Origin of the sequence: Massilia sp. Se16.2.3, assembly GCF_014171595.1 — a bacterium.
Taxonomy (GTDB): domain Bacteria; phylum Pseudomonadota; class Gammaproteobacteria; order Burkholderiales; family Burkholderiaceae_D; genus Telluria.
Genome location: NZ_CP050451.1, coordinates 759,750 through 786,188, shown reverse-complemented (window position 1 = coordinate 786,188; position 26,439 = coordinate 759,750). Strand labels below are relative to the sequence as shown.

The following is a 26,439-nucleotide window of genomic DNA, read 5'->3' as shown; positions in this document are numbered from 1 at the left end:
AAATGGATACCCCGGCGCCCTGTGTTGAACGCGGCGCCGGTGACCGGAAGGAGTAAGGACTCATGGCAGTAGGCAAAGAGATTCGTGGCAAGATCAAGAGCGTAGAGAATACGAAGAAGATCACCAAGGCGATGGAAATGGTCGCCGCATCCAAAATGCGCAAAGCGCAGGAGCGGATGCGCGCCGCCCGTCCCTACAGTGAAAAGGTTCGGAACATCACCGCCAACCTGGCGGGCGCCAATCCGGAGTACACGCACGTGTTCATGGCGCAAGCCAAGCACGTGCAGGCGAAGGCTGTCGGCTTCATCGTCGTCACGACCGATAAAGGTCTGTGCGGCGGCATGAACACCAACATCCTGCGTCAGGTAACGCAGAAATCGCGCGAGCTGGAAGCGGCGGGCAACCGCATCGAGGCTGTTGCCATCGGTAACAAGGGTCTCGGCTTCCTGAACCGTGTCGGCGTCAAGCTGGTGTCCTCGGCCACCCAGATCGGCGACACCCCGCACCTGGAAAAGCTGATCGGCCCGATCAAGGTCATGCTCGACGCATACCAGGATGGCCAACTGGACGCCGTCTACCTGTGCTACACCAAGTTCATCAACACGATGAAACAGGAACCGGTCGTCGAGCAGCTGCTGCCGCTGCCGGCCAAGCACCTGGAAGCGGAAAAAGGCGCGATCTCGTGGGATTACATCTACGAGCCGGAAGCGCAAGTCGTCATCGACGAGCTGCTGGTGCGTTATGTCGAGGCCCTGGTGTACCAGGCTGTCGCTGAAAACCTGGCGTCCGAGCAATCGGCACGCATGGTGGCGATGAAGGCGGCAAGCGACAACGCAGGCAGTGTCATCGGCGAACTGAAGCTGGTCTACAACAAGACCCGCCAGGCTGCGATTACCAAAGAACTCTCCGAGATCGTCGCCGGTGCGGCAGCGGTCTAAATAAAGAATTTAACTATATCTGAAGGAACGAACATGGCTGATGGCAAAATCGTTCAGTGTATCGGCGCAGTGGTTGACGTGGAATTCCCACGTAACGCCATGCCGAAAGTGTACGACGCACTGAAAATGGAAGGCTCCGCACTGACCCTGGAAGTGCAGCAACAGCTGGGTGACGGCATCGTCCGTACCATTGCGCTGGGCAGCTCGGAAGGCCTGCGTCGCGGCATGGTCATCCAGAACACCGGTGCACCGATCATGGTCCCGGTTGGCGTCGCCACCCTGGGCCGTATCATGGACGTGCTGGGCAACCCGATCGACGAATGCGGCCCGGTCAGCGCCGAGCGCACCGCTTCGATCCACCGCTCGGCACCTGTGTACGACGAACTGTCGCCATCGACCGACCTGCTGGAAACCGGCATCAAGGTCATCGACCTGGTCTGCCCGTTCGCCAAAGGCGGTAAAGTCGGCCTGTTCGGCGGCGCCGGCGTGGGTAAAACCGTCAACATGATGGAACTGATCAACAACATCGCCAAGGCACACTCGGGTCTGTCCGTGTTCGCCGGCGTGGGCGAGCGTACCCGTGAAGGTAACGACTTCTACCACGAGATGGCCGATGCAAAAGTCGTCGACCTGGAAAACCCGACCAACTCGAAGGTCGCGATGGTCTACGGCCAGATGAACGAACCACCAGGCAACCGTCTGCGCGTCGCGCTGACCGGCCTGACCATGGCCGAAGCCTTCCGCGATGAAGGCAAGGACGTTCTGTTCTTCGTCGACAACATCTACCGCTACACCCTGGCCGGTACCGAAGTCTCGGCACTGCTGGGCCGTATGCCGTCGGCGGTGGGTTATCAGCCTACCCTGGCCGAAGAGATGGGCCGCCTGCAAGAGCGCATCACCTCGACCAAGACCGGTTCGATCACCTCGATCCAGGCCGTCTACGTCCCTGCGGATGACCTGACCGACCCGTCGCCGGCCACCACCTTCGCCCACCTGGATTCGACCGTCGTTCTGTCGCGTGACATCGCTTCGCTGGGTATCTACCCTGCGGTCGACCCGCTCGACTCGACCTCGCGCCAGCTGGACCCGCTCGTCGTCGGCCAGGAACACTACGAGACGGCCCGCGCTGTCCAGGGTACCCTGCAGCGCTACAAGGAACTGCGCGACATCATCGCGATTCTGGGCATGGACGAACTGGCACCGGAAGACAAGCTGGTCGTGGCACGCGCTCGTAAAATGCAGCGTTTCCTGTCGCAGCCTTTCCACGTCGCTGAAGTGTTCACCGGTTCGCCAGGCAAGTACGTTTCGCTGAAAGACACGATCAAGGGCTTCAAGATGATCGCGTCGGGCGAACTGGACCACCTGCCGGAACAGGCGTTCTACATGGTCGGCACCATCGAAGAAGCGATCGAAAAAGCCAAGAAACTGGCTGCCTAAATCGGCTCTTCACCTGAAGGACACATATGGCAAACACAATTCACGTTGACGTGGTCTCGGCCGAGGAGCAGATCTTCTCCGGTGAGGCAACTTTCGTCGCGTTGCCGGGTGAAGCGGGCGAGCTGGGTATCTACCCGAAGCACACACCGCTTATCACGCGCATCCGCCCGGGTGCCGTGCGCATCGAGGTGGCCGGCGGTGGCGAGGAGTTCGTCTTCGTCGCCGGCGGTATCCTCGAGGTGCAGCCGAACGGCGTGACCGTCCTGGCCGACACCGCGATCCGCGGCGCCGACCTGGACGAAGCGAAAGCACAGGAAGCCAAGCGCCAGGCCGAAGAGCTGATGCAGAACCAGGATTCGACGATCGACTACGCGAAAGCGCAGTCGGAACTGGCCGCGGCAATTGCGCAGCTGGCAGCGATCCAGAGGCTGCGTTCGAAGGGCCGTTAAGCTTTTCGTTTGGTGGCAAAAAAAGGCAGAGCTGCGGCTCTGCCTTTTTTATTTGCCGAGAATGATTCGCAGCGGCGCTTCTTATTGCTCAGGGTTGTCTTTGCAGATGTGCGTGCAGATTTTGTCCATATAGTCTGCAAGCTTTTCGACTTCGTCCGCTTCTTCCCTGTCGATTCCTTTCCGTTTCTCTGGATCGGCCTCTGCCTTTTTCCTCGCCTGTATTTCCTTGATCTTTTCCTGATGGCGGACTGCCCTTGGATTGTCAGGAAAATCCGCGGTGACACAGCGCCTGGTGCATTCCTGCCGCGATGTCGGTACCATCTGCGCCATTGCGCTCATCGAGAACAGTCCCAGCAAAACACAAAAAGCCAACTTCTGTTTCATAAATCGCTCACCCTTCATCGGTTGTTCAAACAGCTCGCAAGGCAGGGGCCGAGCCGGAGACGCCCGATTCGCCAGCCAGTATTCCTGGCGCCATGCGCGTCATTCCACTGCCTTCATAATTTGGTTTCGAAGCGCAAGCTCAAGCGCGTGCGAGTCCTGTTGCTGGTGTGCTGCTGCAGCAGTTGATCCGATCCGATGTATTCATGAACGCCTTCGCTCGTATGGCTCACCAGGTCGTCGAGCGCCACCGACAGCCGCGCCTTCGAAGCGAAGGTCCAGTTGGCGTTCGCTCCCAAGGTGGTCTTGCGCGACTGATAGACACGCTCGCTCAGGTTGCTGCGCACCCAGTCGCCCGGCAGATAGCTGCCGTCCATGCCGAATTTGACTGGAAACGCTTGCATGGTGTAACTGGCGCCGAGCTTGGCGCGAAACGGGCTTTGGCCGTCAAGCCGGTTGTCCGGCCCCGGTACGTCGTCCAGCTTTGAGCGCGCCCACCCCAGGCTGCCGCGCATTTCCACCGCTGGCGCGTCCGTCCAGAGGTCCTTGCCGGCCACCCGGCCTTCGAGGTTAATACCGCGCACCGACGCCCCGCCCAGGTTCGCCGGGCGATAGACGTAACGCGGCGCGCTCGCCCAGGGCACGGTCTCGAGACCAATTTGCGAACCGATCTTGTTGCGCAGCTCACGTGAAAAGAACTCGAGTACCAGTTCGCTTCCCTTGCCCAGGCCATGGGTGTACGAGAGGTTCAGGCCGAGCGCGCGCTCTGGTCGCAGGTAGGGGTAGCCACTGCTGTCAGCGGTATCGATGCTATTCCCATCGCACACGGCACCGGTAGTGCATGGCGCAAACGAATTAAGCATGGGATGCAGTTGCATTTGAAGAATGCTGGGCGGCTGGAAGCTGCGCGCCACCGAGAATCGGACTTGCCGCTTGCTGTTGCCGCCGATTTTCTTCGACACGTGCGCCGACGGCGACCACATGGTAAAGCGCATCCGGCTGTGCGACGGGCCTTCGTCCAATGCATAACGGCGTTGCTCGGCAGAGATGCCGAGATTGACGGCAAGCGTACGGTCGATGCGCCACGCGTCCTGGACGAAGAGCTGGCCGCTGTCGATACGGCTCGCGCTACGGTTCCCGAACACCGCCAGGCTCGGGTCCGGCCGTCCGTCGAGCGTGTTGACGTACGCGATGTCCAGGTCGTTGCGGACGAGCTTGGCGCCGGCCGTGATTTCGTGGCCGCTGTCGAATTCCTTGATCAACTCCGCATGCAGCAAACTGTCCGCCTGCTCATGCCGCTGAGCGTCCCTGCGCTGGCGAACAAGCCCGTCGAGCCAGCTTTCGCTGGCCCGAGCATCGATATCCAGGCGCGAATGATTCCGGTTGAACTTGATGCTCAGACTGCTCACCGGATCGACCTGCCAACGCCAGGCCAGGGGCAGGGAATACCCGGTCATGGTCTCCTTGTTGCGCGACTCGCTTGACAACCCGCGTCCGTCCGTCCAGGCACGAAACGCCACACCCTCATTCGCAGTTTGAATGCGTGCCGCATCCGGGCTGAAGCTGAGCTTGTGATCGGGATTGACTGCCCACGACAATTCGGTCGCCGCTACCAGCGATTGCAATGCGCCGCGCGTCGAACGGCCGCCCTCGAAGACGGGCGCGGGCGCAGCGTCGCCCGCCAGCCGCGTCTCCACCTCCTGCGCATCGCTGCGGGTCGGCTTGCGCGTGGCCGACAAGCTCAGGTTATAGCTCAAGGGGCTGTCCGGCACGGCCTGGTTGCTTGACCACGCCATGTTCGCGCCCATGCGGCCCGCCATCGCGGAAGCGCCGGTACGCAGGTTCTGGGAAGCGCGGGGTTCCGTCTTTTTTCGAATGATGTTAATGGTACCGGCGATGCCGACCGGTCCCGACGTCGCCGTGCTCGTCTTGATGATCTCGATTTTTTCGATATGGACGAGGTCGAGTGAAAAAGGATCGCCGGAGTACGGCATGCCGTCCACCAGCACCTGGGTATAGCCGGGCATGCCGAGCAAACCCAGGCGGCCATCACGGCCCACACTGATCGCCGGCTCGCGCTTGAGCAGTTCGCCGACGTTTTGCACCCCGCTTTCAGCGATACGCTGCTTGCCGACGATAATTTTACCGGCAATGAAATCGCGGCTGGCATCGATGCCGGACTGGTCTGCGTTGACCAGGACCTGCTGCACCGGGGCGGGCTTTTCTGTTTGGGCTTGCACCTCGAGAGAGAAAAACACCGCTAACAAAAAGGCTTTTTTGCGCATCTTGTGCTGATAAACGAAAAGCCGTAAATCGTCGACTTACGGCTCTCAAAAACCTGTTTAGGTATCGGGGTATGGATCATCCTTGGCCACCGAATACGATCCCGACAGGCAGGAAGGACAACGAAGCACAAAGCGATACGACGAATAAGAGCCCCTGACAAAACCTCCAGTCCAGCGTTGCATCGTCTTGCCGTACGCTCGTACTGTCTTCGACGACGCGCCTTGTCCTGAAGGTTTTGTTAGGCGCTCTAAGAGACGGTTTGATAACTCCATGGTAACACGCGTCAGCGCAATTGCATGCTGGCGTGTCGAAGAAGCTGGAAGCAGATTGCGCACCTGCCTGAAAGCGCGCAAGAATATCTCGGCCGTATCGAGTTTTCAAACAGTCTCTAAGAGGGTGTGGACGAAATCAACTCTTATAAGTGAGCCTGTTGAGTAGCATTCTGGCCTCAGCCAGCCAGACACAGGCGGCTGAAATGGCCAGTTTTCGATCGTGATGCATTACCGTACGGCGCCAGCGTTCAGTCCACGCATGTGTTCGCTCAACGACCCAGCGCTTGGGCAAGGTTACAAAGCCTGGACTAATGCTGCGGCCGCTGCGATTGCCTGTTCAGCCTCGTGCAAGCTGCCTGTCGTGCCGTTTCCAGGACGCCGTACGACTTCAACACGAATGTGGTTTTGCTCCTCTTTTGTAGACAGCCTGCCAGGGCGGGAACGTGGTGGGCAATAGTCGCCAGGCGCAGCCTGTACACAAAACATAGGAGCAGGCGTTGACCAGCTCCCGCCGGCTGTAATGCGCCGGCGTACCTCGCTGGCCTGGCGCTCGTTCAAACAAGTCAGCTACCAAGTCCCATTCGGCGTCGGTCAGGTTGGTACTGTAAGAAGGAACGTCCTCGCGCCGATGCGCTGGCGTATAACCGTAGCGCTTTGGTCCCTTGTCGGCCGTCGGGTACACCTGTCGCTTCACCTTGAGCCGTACGATTCCTTCGGCACGCAATGTACGCCGGATCGTCGCTTCACATACGTGTACGCTGCAGCGGCGCTCCAGCTCGGTGGCAATTTCTGCCAAACTCGCCTGCGCATGCTCTGACACGATTTCGTGCAAAGCTGCGATATGCTCTGCGTTCAACGCTGACGGTCTACCGCCGCGATTCGCCGGCGGCTGAGAATCGGATCGCTCCTTCGTTGCCATGGCATGCCCCTCCCATATCAGGGCAGCATGCGATAGCTAGGTCTTCGATGTTGTCTACACCCTCTTAACAGTGCCAAAGCGCGCGCTCAGCGCGTTGCCGCCGCCGTCGCGCCGGCGTGCGCCTCGTGCACGAACATCAATGCTTTCGCCACATTCGAGGCGATGGCGTCGGCACCGGCTACCAGGCGCTGCTCCATCTCGGCGCAGGTCAATTCGCCCACCTCCAGCAGACCTTTCATGACCGGCGCATCGACATGCCCGAACATGTAGTAGTGCGCGGCATCGGCCGTGAAGCCATCCTTGCGGAACTGGTCGTACTGGTAGCCGAGTGCCTGGCTCAGGGCCCAGCCCACAGCGTGCATCGCCAGTGTCGAATTGTTCTTCTGGTAGGACAGACTGGGACCGGTCGAACAGGGTTTTTCGCTGCCGTCGGCGTGGATCGCCAGGAACAGTTTGCCTTTCAATTTCGGCGCATACTCGTCCGCCGACAGGGTCAGCACCTTCAGCTTGCCCTGTTGCGCCAGGGTTTCGGCAATGCGCCGCACCAGGTAGGCGGCCAATTGCTGTTCGCCCACCAGCTTCCCCGACGTGCCCACCTTGCCCTTGATGCGCTTGTAGTGGCCGGCCTGCAGGATGATGTCGTAGGTTTCGTCCTTCGTGCCGGGCGTGGTGGCCAGCGTGTTCCAGGTGCCGGTGATGGCCTTGATGGCGCGCTGGCAGGCATCGGACGAGGCCGAGCCGAGCGTCGGGCCGGACAGGTCGTCGCCGAAGTCGCGCTGCTGCAGCTGCTTGATGGCCGCCTCGAAACTCCCGTTGAATTCGGCCGAACTGCGAGCCGGATGGGATTCTTCCTGCGCATGGACGGTGGCGCAACAAACCGTCAGTCGGAACTGGCTCCCTCAGCAGTGCCGTTCAATCCATGATTTCGGCAGTTCATCCGTTGTGCGTTGATCGGTCCGGCAGGGACTCGTATAGTCGGGAAATACCAACCAACGAAGGGATATCCGACCATGCTGAAACTGTCCGCAGTCTGCCTCGCCGTCGCCGCCCTGGTCGGCGCACCCGCCAGCGCCGCACCAGGCACCCCGGCCGCGCAGTCGCAGGCGGCGCTCGCCGCCAGCATCGACGCCCCGGTGACGCCGTACTACAAGGCCGGCGAACCGGGTGCCACCGTCATCGTCGTCAAGGACGGCAAGACGATCCTGCGCAAGGCCTACGGCATGGCCGACGCCGCCGGCAAGAAGGCGCTGACGCCGGACACCGTCATGCGCCTGGGCTCGATCACCAAGCAGTTCACCGCGACGGCGATCCTGCTGCTGGCCGAGGAGGGCAAGCTCTCGCTCGAGGACGACATCACGCGCTTCTTCCCCGACTATCCGACCCACGGCAAGAAGATCACGGTCGAGCACCTGCTGACGCATACTTCCGGCATCCAGAGCTATACCGGTAAACCCGGCTATGTCGCCGGCATGACGCAGGACATGAGCGTCGCCGCCATGATCGACGGCTTCAAGAACGATCCGCTCAATTTCGAGCCGGGCGCCGACTACCGCTACAACAATTCCGGCTACTTCCTGCTGGGCGCCATCATCGAGAAAGTGTCCGGACAGCCCTACGCCACCTTCCTCGAGCAGCGCATTTTCACGCCCCTGGGGATGAAGGACACCGCCTATGAAGGCCACGAGCGCGGCAAGGCGGCGCGCGCCGTCGGCCACACGCCGGCCGACAAGGGCTTCGCACCGGCCGCGCCACTGAGCATGACGCAGCCCTACGCGGCCGGCGCGCTGGTGTCGACCGTCGATGACCTGGCGCGCTGGGACGCCGCGTCAGCGCCGGCAAGCTCTTGAAACCGGCCAGCTGGCAGCGCGCCTTTACGTCCTACCGGCTTGCCTCGGGCAAGTCCACCGGCTACGGCTATGGCTGGGAGATGGGCAAGCTGCAAGGCGTGCCGACGATCGCGCATGGCGGCGCCATCAACGGTTTTGCCACCTATGCGCTGCGCCTGCCCGAACAGAAGGTGTACGTGGCGGTGCTGAGCAATGCCGACGGCGGCGTGATCAGCCCGGCGCTGGTGGTCACGAAGGCGGCGGCAAGCGCCATCGGCAAGCCGCTGCGGGAATTCAAGGAGATCGCGCTCGCGCCCGCAGCACTCGACCGTTTCACCGGCGTCTACGAGGTCGAGCCGAAGGTCACGCGCAGCTTCCGCCGCGAAGGCAACACGCTCGTCATGCAGCGCAGCGGCCGTCCGCCGATGCCGCTCAAGGCGTATTCGCCGACCGGCTTCTTCCTGCCCGATTCGCTCGACTATTTCGAATTCGGCCTCGATGCCAAGGGCGCCGTGAGCCATGTGACGCAGTTCCACGATGGCGCCGAACTGCGCCAGGCGCGGATCGGCGACCTGCCTCCCGAGCGCCCGGCCGTGAAAATCGCCGGCACCGCCTTCGACAGTCGTGCCGGGCGCTACGAACTGGCCCCGGGCTTCGTGCTGACGCTGTCGCGCGAAGGCGAGCGCCTGTATGCCCAGGCCACCGGCCAGCCGAAACTGGAAATCTTCGCCCAGGACGAGAACGTGTTCTTCTCACGCGCCATCGAGGCCGAAGTGCGCTTCGACGGCGCCGATTCGAGCTACCTGGTACTGCACCAGAACGGCCAGCAGATCAAGGCGCGGCGGCTGTAGGAAAAACGTGGCGCCTGCGGACCGGCATTCCCGCAGGCGCTGCGAACGCGCACGCGTGCGACGCACGACACCATTTCATCCCGTAACGGCGCGATGCAAACCTGTTAAGCTTATGGCGACCCCTGAACCCATGAGCCGCCCATGAGAACCATTGCCCAAATCCTCCAGGACAGCAAGACCATTGCCATCGTCGGCCTGTCCAGCAAGCCTGAGCGCGCCAGCTACGGCGTGGCCGAATACCTGCAACAGCAAGGCTACCGCGTCCTGCCCGTGAATCCGGCCTACGCCGGCCAGGAAATCCTCGGCGAACCGGTCCACGCCAGCTTGCAGGAAGCGGCCGACGCACTCGCGCCGAGCGGCCAGCGCGTCGACATCGTCGACTGCTTCCGCAAGTCCGAGGACATCCCGCCGCTGGCGCGCGACGCCATCGCGATCCGCGCCGGCTGCCTGTGGATGCAGCTCGAGATCGAGAACCAGGCCGCCGCCGACCTGGCACGCGCCGCCGGCCTCGACGTGGTGATGAACCACTGCCTGAAAATCGAACACCGCAAGCTCAACGCCTGACCAGAAGGACCTTCCCATGCTGAAATACGCCACCCTTGCCACTGCCTTGCTGGCCGCTGCCAGCGCCGGTGCCCAGCCGACCGCCGTCGTCCCGCACCGGCCCGCCGTCGTGGCGGGCGCGCCGGCAGCCTGCCCGGCACTGCTGAACCAGCGCTTCGCGCGCCTGCAGGACGAGGCGCCGCAGGATCTGTGCCAGTACGCCGGCAAAGTCGTGCTGGTCGTGAACACGGCCAGCTACTGCGGCTACACCAGGCAGTACGAGGGGCTGGAAAGGCTGTATGCGAAATACGGTGCGCGCGGCCTGGTGGTGCTCGGCTTCCCGTCGAACGACTTCAAACAGGAAGCGGAAAGCGCCAAGGAAATCGCCGATCTCTGCTACAACACCTACGGCGTGAAATTCCCGATGTTCGCCAAGACCGCCGTCACCGGCGCGAACGCCAATCCGCTGCATGCGGCGCTGGCCAGGCAGACCGGCCAGGCGCCGAAGTGGAATTTCGGTAAATACCTGATCGGACGCGACGGCAAGGTGATCGAGTACTTCCCGAGCAAGGTAACGCCGGAAGATCCGCAGCTGGTCGGGAAGATCGAGGCGGCGCTGTAGGCGTTCCAGTCAGTCGAGGTAGGCGATCAGCGGGCCGCGCAGGGCATTGCAGACAACGATGCCCTCGGCCCTTTCCAGCATCGCACGCGTGATGACGCGCTCCTCCGCCTGCCAGGCGGGGGCATCGAGCATCACCCGGCGCATCACCCCCGGCAGCAGGCCGCAGGACAGCGGCGGCGTGGTCCATTTGCCGTCCAGGCGCACGAACACATTGCTGCGCCCCCCTTCCGTCAATTCCCCACGCTCGTTGAAGAACAGCGCATCGAAAGCCCCTGCGCCTCGGCGGCGCGCCAGGCGGCGTCGTAGCGGCTGCGCACCGAGGTCTTATGCTGCAGGAAGACGTCGCCGGAGCGGGTAGTCGTATCGGCCAGGATCACGCGCACCGGCTCGTGCAGCGGCACCAGCGGCGCGTTCGTCACCGTCAGGACGCCGTCGGCATCGACCGCCAGGCGCAGGCGGTGCAGGCTGGCGTCCTCGGGCAGGCCGAGGCAGGCATTCTGTACCAGCGTGCGCGCCGCGACAGTGTCGAAGGCGCGCACGAAGTAGGCGCAGGAAGCGGCCATGCGCGCCGGTGCTGCTCGAGATGGCGCGGGCCGTCCTGCCAGGACGCCTTGATCGTCTCGAAGATATCGAACGCGTTCGCCAGCCCGGTGAGAAAGCGCGCTTTCAGGCGGCACTCGGCGAATTCGTCCTGCGCGTCGCTGTCGTGGACGATGCCGGCACCGACACCCAGTTCACCGCGCCGCAGCCCGTCTCCGGGCCCGAGCGCCGGGGTACGGATCGGCACCGACAGGCAGAAGTCGCCATACGGGCGGCCGGCGGGCGGCGGGTCGAACCAGCCGATCGCGCCGGTATAGATGCCGCGCGGCGCCGGTTCCAGTTCGTCGATGATTTCCATCGTGCGCCGCTTGGGCGCGCCGGTGATCGAGCCGCAGGGATACAGCGCGGCGAACAGCTCGGCGAGGGTGGTATCAAGCCGCAAGCGCGCCTCAACCGTGGACGTCATCTGCAGCACGGCGCCGAAGCGGGTGACTTCGAACAGTTTGGGTACCGCCACGCTGCCGGTCTGCGCCACCCGTCCGAGGTCGTTGCGCAGCAGGTCGACGATCATCAGGTTTTCGGCGCGGTTCTTCGGGTCCGCCGCCAGCGCCGCGGCGCGTTCGGCGTTGACGGCTTCGTCATTGCTTGCCGGGGCCGTGCCCTTCATCGGGCGCGCCAGCAGCGTGCCGCCGCTGTGGCGCACGAACAGTTCAGGGGAAAACGACAGCAGGGCGCCGCCGTCGGGCAGGCCGACCAGGGGCGCCATACGGCACCGGCTGGCGCGCGCGCAGGCGCTGGTACAGTGCGAAGACCGAACCGAAGGCGTCGAAACGCAGGCGGTAGGTGTAGTTGACCTGGTAGGTGTCGCCGGCGGCGATGTAGTTGCGGATGCGGCCGATGGCGTCGACAAAGCGCGCCTCATTGACGTTCGCTTCGACGGCGGCGATGCCCGCCGGGACTGCGCCGGCATCGCCCTCGGGCGGCACGCGGGCCGCGATCCAGGCGCCGGCCTGCTCCGCCGTCAGGTGTTCGCAGCGCGCGAACAGCAGCACTTGCGCCAGCGGCGGGCCGCTGGGGACGCTGCGGATGCCGAGCAGGTGCGCGCCCAGTTCATAGGTGAGCAGAGGCACGGCGTACAGGCCGCGCGCCAGCGCCGCTTCCAGCTCGGCCAGCACGGTGCTCCAGCCTGAGGCGTCGCGGCAGCTCAAGGTGCCGGCGTGGCCCGTGTACAGGCGCGATGCGGCCCGAGCGTGACCTTCCGCGCTCGCATCGTCGAGCAATGCAAAAACCGTTTCCATGGAATTCAGGCCGCCAGCAGCAGGGATAATTGTACGCCCGTCGTATCCTGCGGGTTCTGGCGGAAGCCGCTCTTGGCATAGCGGTGCCAGCGGCCGGTGATATAGCTCACCAGCAGGCTGGCGCGCTCGGCCACGTCGTCCTCTTTTCCATGGCCCTGGCTCACGGCCAGGCGCAGCGCGCCCTTGCAGGCCAGTTCAACCCGGTCGTAAAAGGCGTTCATGCGCAGCTGCAGGCGCTCGTCCTCGCCGACCAGGGCGTCGCCGATCAGCACCCGCGTCATGCCCGGATTGTTGGCGGCAAAGCCGAGCAGCATGGTGAGGATGGCGTAGGCCTGGTCGATGCCGCGCTCTTCCTTCTCGGCGATCTGGTTGATCACGCCGAACACGCTGGCCTCGATGAAGTCGATCAGGCCTTCGTACATCTGCGCCTTGCTGGCGAAGTGGCGGTACAGCGCCGCCTCCGAGACCTCAAGGCGGGCCGCCAGCGCGGCGGTGGTGATCTTCTCGCCTTTGGGCTGCTCGAGCATTGCGGCCAGGGCCTGGAGGATTTGCAGCTTGCGCTGGCCTGGCTTGGTGCTTGCCATGGAGTGTCGAATGAGTGAGGAGTTAGCGGAGTCTGCTCAGCCGTTTCGGCAGCTGGCGCACGGATTTTACTTTGACATCGACATACTTTGGGGAAATAAGGCGCCGTGGGCGCGCCGCGGCCAGCGTGCTGCGTTCGCCATGGCGCAGGTACTGGGTCACCCACACGGTGCGCAGGCCGAGCTGCTTGGCGCTTTTCAGGTTGGCCAGCGTGTCTTCGACCAGCACGCAGTCGCGCGCGGCCACGCCATGGCGGCGCAGCAGGCGCGTGAGCATCAGCTTCGACGGCTTCGGACGCAGCTGGCGGTGGACGTGCATCTGCTCGATGGCGATATGGTGGGCGAAGTGGCGGCCCAGGTTCAGGTGGCGCATCACGCGCATCGAATAGGCGGTGGGCGCGTTGGTCAAGAGGATCTTCCGGCCCGGCAGGCGCAGCAGCAGGCGCCCGAGGCCTGTCTCCGAGCGCATCAGGCGGCGCAGGTCGCCCAGGTCGTGGGTCCGGTGCAGGAAGTCGCGCGCATCGACGCCGTGGTGGCGCATCAGGCCGAGCAGGGTGGCGCCATAGCGCTTCCAGTAGCCGAGGCGGGCGGCATCGATGCGGGCCTGCGTCACCTCGTTGACGCCGTCATGCAGCAGGCGCGCGATATAGGTGTTCATGTTGGCGCTGATCGCCGGAAAAATCGCGTGCGAGGCGTCGTGCAGGGTGTTGTCCAGATCGAATAGCCAGACGCGAGGGAGGAGTTTATGATTCGACACGGTTTCTGACACGGAGAATGAATGCGACGTCCGATTATAGTAGTGTTCCTGGGCCTGTTCCTGATGGCGCTCCAGGCGTTTGCCGGCGAGCGCGGCGCCCTGTTCAAGGTCACGCGGGGGGACCATGTGCTCTACCTGTACGGCACCATCCACGCCGGCAAGCCGGAGTATTATCCGCTCGAGCCGCGCATGCGCACTGCGGTGGAGCAGGCGCCGGTGCTGGCGCTGGAAATCGATGCCATGCGCGACCCCGCCGCGGCGGCGGCCGCCTTCCAGCAGCATGGTCTGTTCCCGGCCGACAGCCCGGGCTATGCCGGCCTGGCACCCGAGCGGCGCCAGCGCATCGACACCGCCCTGAAGCGGCAAGGTGTCGATCCGGCCGCCGTGGCACACGTGAAGCCCTGGATGCTGACGACGATGCTGGCGATGATGGACATGGCCAAGCTCGGCTACGACCCGGCCCTGGGTGTCGACCAGCACCTGGCGCAACTGGTGCGCGGCAAGCGCCCCATCGTCGAGCTGGAGACGGTAGGCTACCAGGCTTCCCTGCTCGACCGCCTCCCCCTGGAAATGCAGTGGCGGCTGCTGGAAGAAACGCTGGAGCACATGGCGTCCGGCCGCCAGCTGCGCGAGGCGCGCGAGATGTTCGCGGCCTACGAGCAGGCCGACCAGGGGGCGCAGGACGCATTACTGAATCGCATCGAAACGGACGACAGCCTGGAAGCCAAGCTCATGCGCGAGCTGCTGCTGGGCGAACGCAATGGTCCGATGGCCGACAAGCTTGCTGCGCTGCTGGCGCGCGAAAACAATGTGGTGGCGGCGGTGGGTTTATTGCACTTGCTGGGAAAAGGCGGCGTGCCGGAATTGCTGCGTCGGCGCGGCATGCGGGTCGAGCGCGTGTACTGAGCTGGTGCGGGGGAGGGTGGTGCGGAAGATGGTGCCCTTGACGTGGATTGAACACGTGGCCTCTCCCTTACCAAGGGAGTGCTCTACCACTGAGCTACAAGGGCGGGTAGACATGTCAATGGCGGCATGGACGCCGCCATTGCTTGCACAAATGTTTAGTGCGAGCGGATCATAGTGCCAAATGCCTGTTCGGTCAAGACTTCCAGCAATAAAGAGTGCTCGATGCGGCCGTCGATGATGTGCACCGTGTTCACGCCCGACTTGGCTGCGTCCAGTGCCGACGAGATCTTCGGCAGCATGCCGCCCGAGATCGTGCCGTCCGCGAACATCTCGTCGATCTCGCGGGCCGACAGGTCGGTCACCAGGTTGCCGGCCTTGTCCTGCACGCCGGCGATATTCGTCATCATGATCAGCTTTTCAGCCTTCAGGATTTCCGCGATCTTGCCGGCGACGACGTCGGCATTGATGTTGTAGGCCTGGCCGTCCTGGCCGAAACCGATCGGCGAGATGATCGGGATGAAGGCATCGTCCTGCAGCGCTTTCACGACCGCCGGATTGATGGCGTCGATTTCGCCCACAAAGCCGATGTCGAGGAACTCGCCAGGCTTGTCCTTGTCCGGCATGCTCATCTTGCGCGCACGGATCAGGCCGCCGTCCTTGCCGGTCAGGCCGACTGCCTGGCCGCCGTAATGGTTGATCAGCATGACGATGTCCTGCTGCACTTCGCCGCCCAGCACCCACTCGACCACTTCCATGGTTTCTTCATCGGTGATGCGCATGCCCTGGACGAAGGTGCCCTGCTTGCCGATTTTTTTCAGGGCGTTGTCGATCTGCGGACCGCCGCCGTGCACCACCACCGGATTCATGCCCACCAGTTTCAGGAGGATGACATCGCGCGCGAAGCCGTGCTTCAGGCGTTCGTCGGTCATGGCATTGCCGCCGTATTTGATGACGATGGTCTTGCCGTGGAAATTGCGGATGTAAGGAAGCGCCTCGGCCAGGATCTGCGCCTTGATCTGCGGCGAAACCGCAGTCAGGTCGCTTGGTTGATCCCCGGTGTTCAGGCTGGTCAGCTGAGCGTTCATGGTGAGTCCGAAATGAAGGTGGCGGAGATTTTACAGGCAACAAGGCCGCCGTTGTAGGCATTCTATGGCCGTCTTGTTGTATTTTATGGCCTGAACAGGTCAGATGGCCGATACCGGATGCCCTTGAAGACTGCTTTGACGATATTACACATGACAAACGAAACCTGTCGCGAGGGTGGTCCATGAGCACCTGCAGCCGTTGCGGCGCTGCTTTCGGCTGCGCGCCCGCCGATGGCGGCGAGGGGCCGTGCTGGTGCACCACCTTGCCCCCGGTCGTGCCGGTGCCGGGCGCGGGAGCCGGCTGCTGGTGCCCGGCTTGCCTGCGTGCGCACATTGCCGCCGCTGCCGATCCCGCTACCGAGATAAAGTTCCAGCGCGACGATTGAGCGGCAAGCGTGCCCGGCCTGCGCTACCGGCGCATCATGCACAGGTCGGAAACGGACGGGAGCTTGATCAGAACGGGCGCGGCGTGGGCGCCGGCGCCGGGCCGCAGGAAGCGGCCGGCACGCATCGGTTTCTGCATCTGCCGCGCTCGTTGCTGCCACGTACGCTCACTGCTGCGTGGCAAAGAAGCGCATCATCTCGCGGCTGGCATCCGGGCCCTTGCCATCCGTGTAGCTGCCGCGTGCGCTGCCGCCCGACCATGCATGGCCCGCGCCGTGGATGACCCAGTGCTCGCCCCGGGGCTTGCCGTCGGCGCGCTTGTGCACCGTACGCGTGAACGCATGGCCATTGGGCACGCGGCCCGGCTCGATGGCCATGGCGTCGGCGGCGTCGCGTGCCGGTACCATGATCGCGTCGCCATTGGTCGGGTGCACCGTTGTGTCCTGGTCGCCGTGGAAGACGATGATCGGAATCGCTTTGTTCGGCTGGTGTCCGCGCCGGAAGTCGCCCTTCATCGCCGCCAGCGCCGAGGGCAAATCGTGCGCCGCCGCGAACGGCAGGCCCGAGTGCACGCCGACGGCCGCGTACAGGTCCGGGTAGAGCGTGCCCATGATGGCGGCCATGGCGCCGCCAGCCGATAGTCCGGCCACGTACACCTTCGCCTTGTCGATCGTGTACCTGGCCATGATGTCGCGCGTGATGCCGGCAATGATCGACGGCTCCCCCTGGTCGCGGCGCTGGTCGACGTTGTTGAACCAGTTCCAGCAGCGCGAAGCATTTGCCTGGCGCGACTGGGCCGGGTACACGACCAGGCAATTCATTTCTTCCGCCAGTGCATTCATCTTGGTGCCGGTGGCGAAATCGTCGGGGTCCTGGGTGCAGCCGTGCAGCATCACCACCAGGGGAACCGGTTCGCCCCTGTAGCCGCTCGGGACATATAGTTTATAACTGCGGGTGCCGGCGGCATTGGTGTGGCTGCCTTCGCTGAAACTGCCGGGCAGGACCTCGGCCGGTTCGTTGGCCGCGCGGTAGCCGGTGCCCTGGCCAATGCCCTGGCTGAAATTGCGGCTCAGTTCAGCCAGCATGCCCTGTACGTCGACAGCGGGCGTTCCCTGCTGCGGGCTGGACCCCGTCGGCATCTGCCCCATGCCGCGCATGTGCTGCTGCGCCGCCTCGGTATAGACGGAGGCGTTTTTCAGGGCGTCCTGGATCACCTGGTTCGTGTCCACCGGGCTCTTGTGCATCAGGTTGCGGGTGGCGGCACGCATCTGCGCGAACAGCTTGTTATTCAGTTTCATTTGGCTTCTCTCTATGTACGAAGCGCGATAAACCTACTGCGCGTCGGATATTTGGTCTGCGATGCTCGCTGTACTCTTGTACAGCTGCGCTTCTCTACCAAATCTCCTTCCGCTCGCTACGGTTTCTCGCGCTTCTCTTAACGAATGCGCTCTGCCAAGGCGGCCTTCACGGCGTTGCTTGCATGCAGCGCCCCAAGTACCGAAATCGATTCAATGGTGGCCAGCGCCAGTTCGACCGTGACGTCGCTGGCAATGCTGGCCATGCCCAGCACCTGGATCTGCAGGCGGATGCCGGCCTGCTGCGCCGCTTCGAGGTCGGCGCGCGAATAATGGTGCATGCCAAGCACGAGGCTGCGGCGGGCGACGGTCTGGCGCACGACATCGGCGTGCGCGTTGAGCTGGTTGCGGATGGCCGTACGGATCAAGTCGGTGCGGTTGCTGTAAAACCCCTCGCTGACCAGCAAATCGATCTGCCCAAGGTCGATCATGCCCAGGTTGATCGTGATTTTTTCCGACTCCGCCAGCTTTTGCTTCGGCTCATTCAAGTGACTAATCTCGCTTCGCATACTTACGCCATCCTTTCAAACCATCTCCGTACCATCCATGGGGATGGTTTTCTTTGTAGGCCAGTCTACGCGTCTCATCCTGCCGGTCAAGCGACATTCGATTGAATCGGGTAATCTGTTGCGCCATGAACCCAGAACTGCAACCCGGCCTGCGCTTCGCATGGCACTACACCGTTCCGCCGCGCGCCACTGTGCCGCAGCTGTATCACGACACCCCGTTCTGCCGCGACATGCCCGAGGTGCTCGCCACCGGCTACATGGTCGGCATGATGGAGCTGGCTTGCCTGAACGGCATGCTGCCTTACCTCGACTGGCCGCGCGAACAAAGCCTGGGCACGATGGTCGAGTTCCGCCACCTGGCGCCGACGCCGCCGGGCATGACCCTGCGCATCGAGGGGGAAGTGCTGGAAGTGGAGGGCACGCGCGTGCGCTTCCGGGTCCAGGCCTGGGATGACGTCGAGCGCATCTGCGAAGGCACGCACGAGCGTGTCGTCATCGATACCGCCCGTTTCAATGGCCGCGTGGAACGCAAGGCCGCGGCGCATGCGGGAGGTGCCGCATGAGCATCCTGTCGCACCCCGAACTGCAAACGCCGGTGCCATCTCCTTGCATCAATGTCTGCGAGATGGACAAGGGGAGCGGCCTGTGCCGCGGCTGCCTGCGCACGATCGACGAGATCGTCGCCTGGGGGCGCGCGAGCGACGACGCCAAGCGCGCCATCTGGGCGGAAATTCGTCGGCGCGAGTCTGACATCGACTTCGGCTAGCATGCGCCTGCCGACCAGCATGCAGGTGTTCGAGCGCGGCTGGCTGTCTGCCAACAACATCTTGTTTACAGGTGCGACAACGGCGCTGGTCGACAGCGGCTATGTCACGCACGCGCCGCAAACGCTGGCGCTGGTGCGCCATGCGCTCGGCGAACGCCCGCTCGAGCGCTTGCTCAACACCCACCTGCACTCCGACCACTGCGGCGGCAACGCGGCGCTGCAGGCTGCCTACGGCTGCCACACTGCCATTCCCGCACTGGAAGCGGACAAGGTGGCGCGCTGGGACGAGGATGCCCTGAGCTACCGCGCAACCGGCCAGCAATGTCCGCGCTTCGGTTTCGATGCCGTGTTGAATCCGGGCGACGAACTCATCCTGGGCGACCTGCGCTGGCAGGTAGCGGCCGCGCCCGGGCACGATCCGCATGCGCTGCTGCTGTTCTGCCCGGACGAAGGGATCCTGGTTTCCGGCGACGCGCTGTGGGAAAACGGTTTCGGGGTCGTCTTTCCGGAACTGGCGGGCGAGCCCGGCTTCGAGGAAGTCGCGACCACGCTCGCGTTGATCGACAGCTTCGATGCACGGCTGGTGATTCCGGGGCATGGGGCGATGTTCGAGGACGTGGCCGGGGCACTGGCGCGGGCCCGTTCCCGGCTCGATTACCTGGCGGGCGACCCGAAGCGTAACGCGGAAAATGCGGTCAAGGTGCTGCTGAAGTTCCTGTTGCTCGAGCGGGGGCGGATTGCGCTGGATGCATTGCCGGGGCTGTTTGCGTCGATCCCGGTGCTCGGTAGCGCACTTCGCTTGATGGGTGAGGAATTTTTTGTGGACGATCGGCGGCTGCCTGAACGCGTGGACGGGCAACCCGTCCACCCTACGGACTCAGCACCTGCCGGTAGGGTGGACGGCTCCGCCTTCCACGCGCCCAACCCCAGTCCCCATCGCGCTACGCCACAACACACGGATACGGCCTCGATCGACATGCGCTATACAAAGCTCGCCGACTGGGCCGTCTCCTCACTGCTACGCGCCCGCGCCGCCCGCATCGATGGTTCTTTCCTGTTCGATGCCTGAGGCCAGAAGGCGGGCGCCGAGATTAGAGCCTCAACCCTAGCACGATCGTGCTTTTTTTAACGCTATAATCAAGTGCTCCGATCAACCCCGTTGAAAGCCGCTCCCATGACGCTGCCTCCAGTCCTGCAAGACCTGTCCTTACCCGTGATCGCTTCGCCGATGTTCATCGCCAGTGGTCCGGCACTCGTTGCGGCACAGTGCAAGGCCGGCATCGTCGGTTCCTTCCCGGCCCTGAACGCGCGTCCGGCCGAGCTGCTCGACACCTGGCTGACCGAGCTGCAAGCCGAACTGCGCGCCTACCAAGCCGCCAACCCCGGTGCCAAGGTGGGGCCGATCGCGGTGAACCAGATCGTGCACGCATCGAATACGCGCCTGGAACACGACGTCGAGGTTTGCGTCAAGCACCAGGTGCCGATCATCATCTCGTCGCTGCGCGCGCCGCCGAAGGAGATGCTCGACGCCGTGCACAGCTACGGTGGCATCGTGCTGCACGACGTGGTCTCGATCCGCCATGCCGAAAAGGCGCTGGAAGCGGGCGTCGATGGGCTGATCCTGGTGGCGGCCGGTGCCGGCGGCCATGCGGGCGCCCTGTCGCCGTTCGCGCTGGTGGGTGAAGTACGTAAATTCTTCAGTGGTCCGCTCGCGCTGTCCGGCTCGATCGCCACCGGCGACGCCATCCTCGCGGCGCAGGCGATGGGCGCCGATTTCGCCTATATCGGCTCGCGCTGGCTGGCAACAAAGGAATCGAACGTCAGCGAAGACTACCGCAAGGCGATCGTCGAATCGAGCGCGGCCGACATCGTCTACACGAACCTGTTTACTGGCGTGCACGGCAACTACCTGAAGAAGTCGATCGTCAACGCCGGCCTCGATCCGGACGCGCTGCCGGAATCGGACAAGAGCAAGATGAGCTTTGGCGACGGCACCGCCAAAGCCTGGCGCGATATCTGGGGCGCCGGCCAGGGCGTGGGCCTGATGGACGACGTGCCGACCGTGGCCGAGATGGTGGCGCGCCTGAAGGACGAATACGCCGCCGCGCGTGCGCGCCTGGCGCTGCGTTAATTCGTTGGGTGGACGTGGCTGACGAGATGGCTTTCCCGTCCACGCGTCAACATGTGTTCGATCGTTCGCGGATGACTGACGGCCGCTTGAACGCGTGGACGGCACAGCCGTCCACCCTGCGGAATGCGGTAGGGTAGGCGGCTACATCCCGTCCGATGCATCGACGCGGCCGTGGCGCCGCCTACGCGTTCAAACGGTGCACGCATGCACGACAGGCGCAAGGTTTCAGACGCTGGTTGAACTGCGTTAAATCGTAGGGTAGGCGGCTCGATCGAGTCCGGCGCATCGACGCGGCCCTGGTGCCGCCTACGCGTTCAACGGCGCATGCACCGACGTACAAAGGATGGGCGCGGGGTTTCGGCTGCTGGTTGAACGCGCAGGCGCGAGACCCGCCTACCCTGCGATGCGACCCGCCTCGCCGACTGCCCTACGATTCAGGAGGCTTTTGCATCCGGAATCGGATGATCCGGTTCCGGGTCGCTCGGCGTGAGGTCGGCTGGGTTGATCGACCAGAGCCCGGGTAAATTACGCCAGTAACCATACACATCCATGCCGAAGCCGACGACGAACTCGTTCGGCAGCGTCAGCCCCGTGATGTCGGCCTCGATCGGCTTGCTCCGCTTGAGATCCTTGTCCGCAAACACGGCGACGATCACCTCGGAGGCCCCCATGTCGAGCAGGCGCTGTTTCACGTGGGCCAGGGTTTCTCCCGCGTCGAGGATATCGTCGAGCACGACGATCGTGCGTCCGGCCACGTTCTGGCGCGGAATCACCTTCCACCCGACTTCGCCACCCCGGTCGTCGTCGCCATAGCGGCTGACGTGGATGTAGTCGAATTCGAGCGGGAAGTCCAGTTGCGGCAGCAGGGTGCCGGTGAACACGACGGCACCGCCCATCACCCCCAGCACCAGCGGGAAAGCAGTGCTTTGCTCGGCACCGAAGCGCGCATTGAGGACATCAGCGACATGCCGCACGGCGGCTTGTACCTCTTCGGGAGTAACGATCTGGCGCGCATTGGCCAGCAGCGCGCGAGCGCGGGCGTGGTGGAATTCTGGCATGGTCGTTTGTATTAAGAGTGTCTCCAGCGCGATTATGCGGCAACTTCACCACAAACACCTGTCCCGTTGCTTCACACCGGCACAATCCCTTTCCGGATCGGTCGATGTTCCAGCGCAAGATTCGCCTGCGCCATTGTCTTGGTTTGCGGCGTATCATACGTGACTTGAATAACATCGAAGCAGCAGCCATGCCCATCACCTCTTCGGTCCAGCGCGCCGCGCGCCTGGAACAGCTGCGCGCCGCCATGGCGCGTCACGGCGTCGACGCCTGCGTCATCCCCTCGAGCGATCCGCACCTGTCCGAATACCTGCCGCGCCGCTGGCAGGGGCGCGAGTGGATTTCCGGCTTTACCGGCTCGGTCGGTACCTTCATCGCGACGAAGGACTTCGCCGGGGTCTGGACCGACGGCCGCTACTGGACCCAGGCCGAGACCGAGCTGGCCGGATCGCACATCGCGCTGATGAAGATTCCGTCCGGCGCCAGCCTGCTGCACATCGACTGGCTGGCCGCCAACCTGCAGCCCGGCCAGACGGTGGCGGTGGACGCGCGCGTCCTCGGCCTGGCCGTCGCGCGCCTGCTGCAGGACGCGCTGTCGGCACGCGGTGTCACGCTGCGCACCGACCTCGATTTGTTGGATGAGATCTGGAGCGAGCGTCCCGGCCTGCCGCAAGACCCCTTGTTCCAGCACGAAGCGCCGCATGCGACGCTGGCACGCGCCGATAAACTCGCCGCCACCCGCGCCGCCATGGCGCAATTGAAAGCCGAACGCCATTTCATTTCCACGCTCGACGACATCGCCTATCTGTTCAACCTGCGCGGTTCCGACGTCAGTTTCAATCCCGTGTTTGTCGCCCACGCACTGCTCGAACCCGAGGGCGCGACCCTGTTCGTCGCCGAAGGCAAGGCATCCCCTGAACTGCGTGCGCAACTGTTGCAGGACGGCGTGCGCCTGGCGCCGTATGCCGCGGCCGCCGATGCGCTGGGCGCGCTGCCCGCCGGCAGCAGCCTGCTGGTCGACCCGCGCCGCATCACGGCCGGCATGCGCGCCGCCGTGCCGGAAGGCGTGCGCGTGATCGAGGCGATCAACCCGACCACCTTTGCCAAGTCGAAGAAGACGGAGCTTGAGGCGGCGCACGTGCGCGCCACCATGGAGCAGGACGGCGCCGCCCTGTGCGAATTCTTCGCCTGGCTGGAGGGCACGCTGGCCGACCCGCAGCGCGCCCCGCTCACCGAACTCACCATCGACGAGCAGATCACGGCCGCACGTGCGCGCCGTCCCGGTTTCGTCAGCCCGAGCTTCGGCACGATCGCCGGCTTCAATGCCAACGGCGCGATCATGCATTACCGCGCAAGCAAGGAAGCACACGCTGTCATCGAAGGCGACGGCTTGCTGCTGATCGATTCGGGCGGCCAGTACCTGGGCGGCACCACCGACATCACGCGCGTCGTCCCGGTGGGATCCATCACGCCCGCGCACCGGCGCGATTTCACGCTGGTGCTCAAAGGGATGATGGCCTTGTCCGGCACCACCTTCCCGCGTGGCACCCGTTCGCCGCTGCTCGACGCGATCGCGCGTGCGCCGATCTGGGCTGCCAATGTCGACTATGGCCACGGTACCGGCCACGGTGTCGGTTACTTCATGAACGTGCACGAAGGCCCGCAGGTGATTTCGCCGAGCGCGGCACCTGATCCGCACACGGCGATGGAGCCGGGCATGATCACCTCGATCGAGCCGGGCATCTACAAACCGGGGCGCTGGGGCATTCGCATCGAGAACCTGGTGCTGAACGTGCCCGCCACTTCGCCCGATGGCAATGGCGAGTTCGGCGAGTTCCTGCGCTTCGAGACACTGACCCTGTGCCCGATCGATACGCGCTGCCTCGACCTGGACCTGCTGCACCCGCATGAAGTGCGCTGGCTGAACGATTACCACGCGCAGGTGCGCGCGCGCCTGCTGCCGCACGTGAGCGGCGCTGCGCGCGACTGGCTGCTGCTGCGGACGGAGGCGATCTGATGGCAACCGGCCGCTCCCCCCGCTCCACCCGCGCCAGCTCCGCCGTCGATCGCCTGAAACGCCGCACCGGCCACACCGGCTATGCGATGGCACGCACCAGCGAAGGGCTGTTCTTCCTGTCCGAGACACCGGGCGCGCCGCCGCTGTGCGCACCGCTGGAACTGGACGAATTCGTCGCCTTCGTGAACGGTCTCGGGCCGCAGGAGGTCAAACGCGTCAGCAAGCATGATGTCGCGTTCGAAAAGCAGCTGGTGCGCAAGAAGCCCTGAGCGGCAGCGCCCAGCCAGTCCACGACCGACCATTAAAAACCGATCATGTCGAACGTCGATTTCCTGTCCCCGTACTGGTCGCCGACCGAGATCGCCACCAATGCGGTGATCCTGCTGCACCTGGCGGGCGCCCTGCTGCTCGGCCTGATGGTCGGCTACGAGCGCTCGTACCACGGCCGCGCGGCCGGCATGCGCACCTATGGCCTGGTGTGCATGGCCTCGTGCGCGCTGACCATCGTCAGCGGCTATCCGGAAGCCTGGTTCGGCGGCCAGATGGGTGCCATCGGCACGGTCGACCCGACCCGCGTGATGCAGGGCGTGGTGACCGGCATCGGCTTTCTCGGTGCCGGCGTCATCATGCGCGAAGGCTTCAATATCAGCGGCCTGACGACGGCCGCCTCGATCTGGAGTTCGTCGGTGATCGGCATCCTGGTCGGCGTCGGCTTTTATCTGGCCGCGATGGGCCTGGCCTTCTTCTCGGCCATGATCATGATTTACCTGAACAAGGTCGAGGCTTTCCTGCCCTCGCGCCGCGCGGTGGCCGTCACGCTGCGCTTTCGCGAAGCCTTCCTGCCGCGCGAGGATGCGCTGCGCGAGGCCGCGCTCGAGCGCGGCTACCAGATCGCCGGCAGCTCGCTGACGATTTCCAGCGCCAACGGACGCCGGGGAGTGGCGTTTCGTCGCCGTCGCCATGTCGCGCCACAACCGCGCCACGCTGACCGAACTGGCGGCCGAGCTGGCGGCCTCCGAAGGCGTCGAGGGCTTCCAGCTCTCGCATGCCCGTAACTGACCTACCGATCTCCATACAACAAGAGGAAAGACCACCATGCTGGCTCAGGACGTACTCGATTTCTGGTTCCTGCCGCGCTCCGATCCGGGCTACGGCAAGGCGCGCCCTGAATGGTTTCGCAAGGATCCCGCCTTCGACGCAGTTGTGGCCGGGCGTTTCGGCGCCCTGATCGCCCAGGCGGTCGCCGGCGGCCTGCGCGAATGGGACCTGGAAGGGCCGGAAGGCAGGCTGGCGCGCATCCCGGTGCTCGACCAGTTCACCCGCAACGCCCACCGCGACACGCCGCTGGCCTTTGCCGGCGACACGCTGGCGCTGGCGGCCGCGCGCCAGCTGGTCGACAGCGGCGCCGATCGCCAGCTCGAGCCACAGGCCCGCGCCTTTGCCTACATGCCTTTCGAGCACGCCGAAGACGCGCGCATGCAGGAGTGCGCGGTCGAGCTGTTCGGCCAGCTGGCGCGCGAGCACGAAGGGTTTGTCGAGATGCTCGACTACGCGCACCGCCACCGCGGCGTGATCGCCCGCTTCGGCCGCTTCCCGCACCGTAATCCCATCCTCGGCCGCGCCTCCACGCCGGACGAGCTGCAGTACCGGGCCAGCCCGGCGCCGGGTTCTGATGGCGGTAGCGCTCAATATCGTCGGCGCCGGTCACGTCGGCCGCGTGCTTGGCCGCCTGTTTGCCGATGCCGGCGTGTTCGCCGTCCAGGACGTGCTGACGCGCTCCCAGACCAGTGCCGAGGAGGCGGTGCGCTTCATCGGCGCCGGCCGCGTGCCGGCCCGAAGCGCTGAGCTGCGTCCGGCAGCGGTGTGGATGCTGGCAGTAAACGACGACGCCATCGCGCCGCTGTGCGCCGAACTGGCCGCGGCCGGATTGCTGCAAGGGGCCACGGTATTCCACTGCAGCGGCGCCAAGTCGTCCGCCGAGCTGGCCCCGGCCCGCGCAGCCGGTGCCGTCGTTGCCAGCGTGCATCCGATCCGCAGTTTCGCCGACCCCTTTGCGGTCGCCGCCGATTTTACCGGGACTGGTGCGGCATCGATCGGGGCGATGCCGCGGCATTGAACCTGCTGCGGCCGGCCTTCGAGGCGATCGGCGCGCGCCCCGTCGGCATCGATGCCGCTGCCAAGACCGTGTACCACGCGGCGTCGGTATTCGCGTCGAACTACCTGGTCACGGTGCTCGACGCGGCCCTGCGCGCCTATGCCGCAGCGGGTATTCCCGAGGAGGTGGCACGCGAACTGGCACGACCGCTGGCGAGCGAAACCCCGGCCAATGTACTGCGCACGGGGCCGGCCGCGGCGCTGAGCGGTCCGGTGGCGCGTGGCGACTTTGCCACCGTGGCGCGCCAGCACGAAGCGCTGGCCGCCTGGGATGCCCCAACCGCGCAGCTCTACGATGCCCTGGTTGACGCCACGACCCTGCTGGCCGCACGCAAGCGCCGTGGCGAGGCCTGAGGCGCGCCCACCGGCTTTATCC

General features: G+C 64.5%; 27 protein-coding genes, 1 tRNA gene and 4 pseudogenes. 20 read left to right on the top strand and 12 right to left on the bottom strand.

What is annotated here, in order from left to right; translation table 11 throughout:
• Positions 1-62 precede the first annotated feature (62 nt).
• From atpG to G4G31_RS03700, 3 genes are read left to right on the top strand one after another with little or no spacing between them, the layout of a single operon-like run.
• Entirely contained in the window at positions 63-938 is an 876-nt protein-coding gene (gene atpG / locus G4G31_RS03710) for a F0F1 ATP synthase subunit gamma (RefSeq protein WP_182990339.1), read from the top strand.
• 33 nt (positions 939-971) lie between these two features.
• Positions 972-2,375, top strand: a complete 1,404-nt coding sequence (atpD, locus tag G4G31_RS03705) for a F0F1 ATP synthase subunit beta (RefSeq protein ID WP_182990338.1) — start codon at positions 972-974, stop codon at positions 2,373-2,375.
• A 26-nt stretch (positions 2,376-2,401) separates the two neighbouring features.
• A complete protein-coding gene (locus G4G31_RS03700; RefSeq protein WP_182990337.1) occupies positions 2,402-2,824 on the top strand; it encodes a F0F1 ATP synthase subunit epsilon in 423 nt (140 codons plus the stop codon).
• A gap of 81 nt (positions 2,825-2,905) precedes the next feature.
• Here G4G31_RS03700 and G4G31_RS03695 read toward each other — a convergent pair whose 3' ends face one another.
• The 4 genes and pseudogenes from G4G31_RS03695 to G4G31_RS25110 form a co-directional block, all read right to left on the bottom strand.
• Entirely contained in the window at positions 2,906-3,208 is a 303-nt protein-coding gene (locus G4G31_RS03695) for a hypothetical protein (RefSeq protein WP_182990336.1), read from the bottom strand.
• A 113-nt stretch (positions 3,209-3,321) separates the two neighbouring features.
• Positions 3,322-5,490: a TonB-dependent siderophore receptor gene (locus G4G31_RS03690; protein ID WP_182990335.1), complete on the bottom strand. Its 2,169-nt coding sequence runs from the start codon at positions 5,488-5,490 to the stop codon at positions 3,322-3,324.
• Between the two features lie 409 nt (positions 5,491-5,899).
• Positions 5,900-6,682 (bottom strand): annotated as a pseudogene (locus G4G31_RS28830) (transposase).
• An 86-nt stretch (positions 6,683-6,768) separates the two neighbouring features.
• Positions 6,769-7,278, bottom strand: coding sequence for an N-acetylmuramoyl-L-alanine amidase (locus G4G31_RS25110; RefSeq protein ID WP_229425333.1), 510 nt, complete (start codon positions 7,276-7,278; stop codon positions 6,769-6,771).
• Between G4G31_RS25110 and G4G31_RS25105 the strand changes: the two genes are divergently transcribed.
• From G4G31_RS25105 to G4G31_RS03665, 5 genes are all read left to right on the top strand, one after another.
• Entirely contained in the window at positions 7,243-7,605 is a 363-nt protein-coding gene (locus G4G31_RS25105) for a hypothetical protein (RefSeq protein WP_229425708.1), read from the top strand. The two genes, G4G31_RS25110 and G4G31_RS25105, sit on opposite strands and share 36 nt — an antisense overlap.
• An 87-nt stretch (positions 7,606-7,692) precedes the next feature.
• Entirely contained in the window at positions 7,693-8,529 is an 837-nt protein-coding gene (locus tag G4G31_RS27405) for a serine hydrolase (protein ID WP_267873649.1), read from the top strand.
• On the top strand, positions 8,526-9,359 hold the full coding sequence (locus G4G31_RS27400) for a serine hydrolase (RefSeq protein WP_267873648.1): 834 nt from the start codon (positions 8,526-8,528) through the stop codon (positions 9,357-9,359). The genes G4G31_RS27405 and G4G31_RS27400 overlap by 4 nt, the downstream gene beginning before the upstream one ends.
• 141 nt (positions 9,360-9,500) lie before the next feature.
• A complete protein-coding gene (locus tag G4G31_RS03670) occupies positions 9,501-9,923 on the top strand; it encodes a CoA-binding protein (protein ID WP_182990334.1) in 423 nt (140 codons plus the stop codon).
• Between the two features lie 16 nt (positions 9,924-9,939).
• A complete protein-coding gene (locus G4G31_RS03665; protein ID WP_182990333.1) occupies positions 9,940-10,524 on the top strand; it encodes a glutathione peroxidase in 585 nt (194 codons plus the stop codon).
• Between the two features lie 9 nt (positions 10,525-10,533).
• On the opposite strand, the pseudogene G4G31_RS03660 reads toward G4G31_RS03665, so the two are convergent.
• From G4G31_RS03660 to G4G31_RS03650, 3 genes and pseudogenes are all read right to left on the bottom strand, one after another.
• Positions 10,534-12,362 (bottom strand): annotated as a pseudogene (locus tag G4G31_RS03660) (chorismate-binding protein).
• Positions 12,363-12,367: 5 nt separating this feature from the next.
• A complete protein-coding gene (gene slmA, locus G4G31_RS03655; RefSeq protein WP_182990332.1) occupies positions 12,368-12,946 on the bottom strand; it encodes a nucleoid occlusion factor SlmA in 579 nt (192 codons plus the stop codon).
• A 22-nt stretch (positions 12,947-12,968) separates the two neighbouring features.
• Positions 12,969-13,700: a pyrimidine 5'-nucleotidase gene (locus G4G31_RS03650; protein WP_229425332.1), complete on the bottom strand. Its 732-nt coding sequence runs from the start codon at positions 13,698-13,700 to the stop codon at positions 12,969-12,971.
• Between the two features lie 21 nt (positions 13,701-13,721).
• On the opposite strand from G4G31_RS03650, the gene G4G31_RS03645 reads away from it, so the two are divergent.
• Entirely contained in the window at positions 13,722-14,606 is an 885-nt protein-coding gene (locus G4G31_RS03645) for a TraB/GumN family protein (RefSeq protein ID WP_229425331.1), read from the top strand.
• 29 nt (positions 14,607-14,635) lie between these two features.
• Here the strand turns inward: G4G31_RS03645 and G4G31_RS03640 are convergent.
• Both G4G31_RS03640 and argB read right to left on the bottom strand, forming a co-directional pair.
• Positions 14,636-14,710: transfer RNA gene (locus tag G4G31_RS03640), tRNA-Thr, on the bottom strand.
• 51 nt (positions 14,711-14,761) lie between these two features.
• Entirely contained in the window at positions 14,762-15,691 is a 930-nt protein-coding gene (gene argB, locus G4G31_RS03635; protein WP_182990329.1) for an acetylglutamate kinase, read from the bottom strand.
• A gap of 182 nt (positions 15,692-15,873) precedes the next feature.
• Here argB and G4G31_RS03630 point away from each other — a divergent pair, with 182 nt between their 5' ends.
• On the top strand, positions 15,874-16,077 hold the full coding sequence (locus G4G31_RS03630) for a cysteine-rich CWC family protein (protein WP_182990328.1): 204 nt from the start codon (positions 15,874-15,876) through the stop codon (positions 16,075-16,077).
• Between the two features lie 165 nt (positions 16,078-16,242).
• Here G4G31_RS03630 and G4G31_RS03625 read toward each other — a convergent pair whose 3' ends face one another.
• Positions 16,243-17,373, bottom strand: a complete 1,131-nt coding sequence (locus G4G31_RS03625) for a PHB depolymerase family esterase (RefSeq protein ID WP_182990327.1) — start codon at positions 17,371-17,373, stop codon at positions 16,243-16,245.
• Positions 17,374-17,510: 137 nt separating this feature from the next.
• Complete coding sequence (locus tag G4G31_RS03620; protein WP_374011341.1) at positions 17,511-17,861, bottom strand: CopG family transcriptional regulator; 351 nt, start codon at positions 17,859-17,861, stop codon at positions 17,511-17,513.
• Positions 17,862-18,064: 203 nt separating this feature from the next.
• Here G4G31_RS03620 and G4G31_RS03615 point away from each other — a divergent pair, with 203 nt between their 5' ends.
• From G4G31_RS03615 to G4G31_RS03600, 4 genes and pseudogenes are all read left to right on the top strand, one after another.
• Positions 18,065-18,502 (top strand): thioesterase family protein, encoded by a 438-nt coding sequence (locus G4G31_RS03615; RefSeq protein WP_182990325.1) that lies wholly within the window; start codon positions 18,065-18,067, stop codon positions 18,500-18,502.
• Positions 18,499-18,705, top strand: a complete 207-nt coding sequence (locus G4G31_RS03610; protein ID WP_182990324.1) for a DUF1289 domain-containing protein — start codon at positions 18,499-18,501, stop codon at positions 18,703-18,705. Before G4G31_RS03615 ends, G4G31_RS03610 begins: the two co-directional genes overlap by 4 nt.
• 1 nt (position 18,706) lies before the next feature.
• Positions 18,707-19,489: pseudogene (locus G4G31_RS03605) on the top strand (MBL fold metallo-hydrolase); the annotation flags it as partial.
• Between the two features lie 390 nt (positions 19,490-19,879).
• A complete protein-coding gene (locus G4G31_RS03600; protein ID WP_182990323.1) occupies positions 19,880-20,836 on the top strand; it encodes a nitronate monooxygenase family protein in 957 nt (318 codons plus the stop codon).
• Between the two features lie 434 nt (positions 20,837-21,270).
• On the opposite strand, the gene G4G31_RS03595 is transcribed toward G4G31_RS03600, so the two are convergent.
• The gene (locus tag G4G31_RS03595; RefSeq protein WP_182990322.1) at positions 21,271-21,894 is read right to left on the bottom strand and encodes a hypoxanthine-guanine phosphoribosyltransferase; all 624 of its coding nucleotides are present in this window, start codon (positions 21,892-21,894) and stop codon (positions 21,271-21,273) included.
• 188 nt (positions 21,895-22,082) lie between these two features.
• Between G4G31_RS03595 and G4G31_RS03590 the strand changes: the two genes are divergently transcribed.
• The 6 genes and pseudogenes from G4G31_RS03590 to G4G31_RS28030 all read left to right on the top strand — a co-directional run bounded on the left by G4G31_RS03590 (position 22,083) and on the right by G4G31_RS28030 (position 26,417).
• The gene (locus G4G31_RS03590; protein WP_182990321.1) at positions 22,083-23,909 is read left to right on the top strand and encodes an aminopeptidase P family protein; all 1,827 of its coding nucleotides are present in this window, start codon (positions 22,083-22,085) and stop codon (positions 23,907-23,909) included.
• Complete coding sequence (locus tag G4G31_RS03585; protein ID WP_182990320.1) at positions 23,909-24,178, top strand: hypothetical protein; 270 nt, start codon at positions 23,909-23,911, stop codon at positions 24,176-24,178. Before G4G31_RS03590 ends, G4G31_RS03585 begins: the two co-directional genes overlap by 1 nt.
• A 45-nt stretch (positions 24,179-24,223) precedes the next feature.
• A pseudogene (locus G4G31_RS03580) lies at positions 24,224-24,968 on the top strand (MgtC/SapB family protein).
• 36 nt (positions 24,969-25,004) lie between these two features.
• Positions 25,005-25,754 (top strand): DUF924 family protein, encoded by a 750-nt coding sequence (locus tag G4G31_RS03575; RefSeq protein ID WP_308622090.1) that lies wholly within the window; start codon positions 25,005-25,007, stop codon positions 25,752-25,754.
• On the top strand, positions 25,639-26,025 hold the full coding sequence (locus G4G31_RS28035; RefSeq protein WP_308622192.1) for a hypothetical protein: 387 nt from the start codon (positions 25,639-25,641) through the stop codon (positions 26,023-26,025). The genes G4G31_RS03575 and G4G31_RS28035 overlap by 116 nt, the downstream gene beginning before the upstream one ends.
• Positions 26,022-26,417: a DUF2520 domain-containing protein gene (locus G4G31_RS28030; protein WP_308622088.1), complete on the top strand. Its 396-nt coding sequence runs from the start codon at positions 26,022-26,024 to the stop codon at positions 26,415-26,417. The genes G4G31_RS28035 and G4G31_RS28030 overlap by 4 nt, the downstream gene beginning before the upstream one ends.
• Positions 26,418-26,439: the final 22 nt, after the last annotated feature.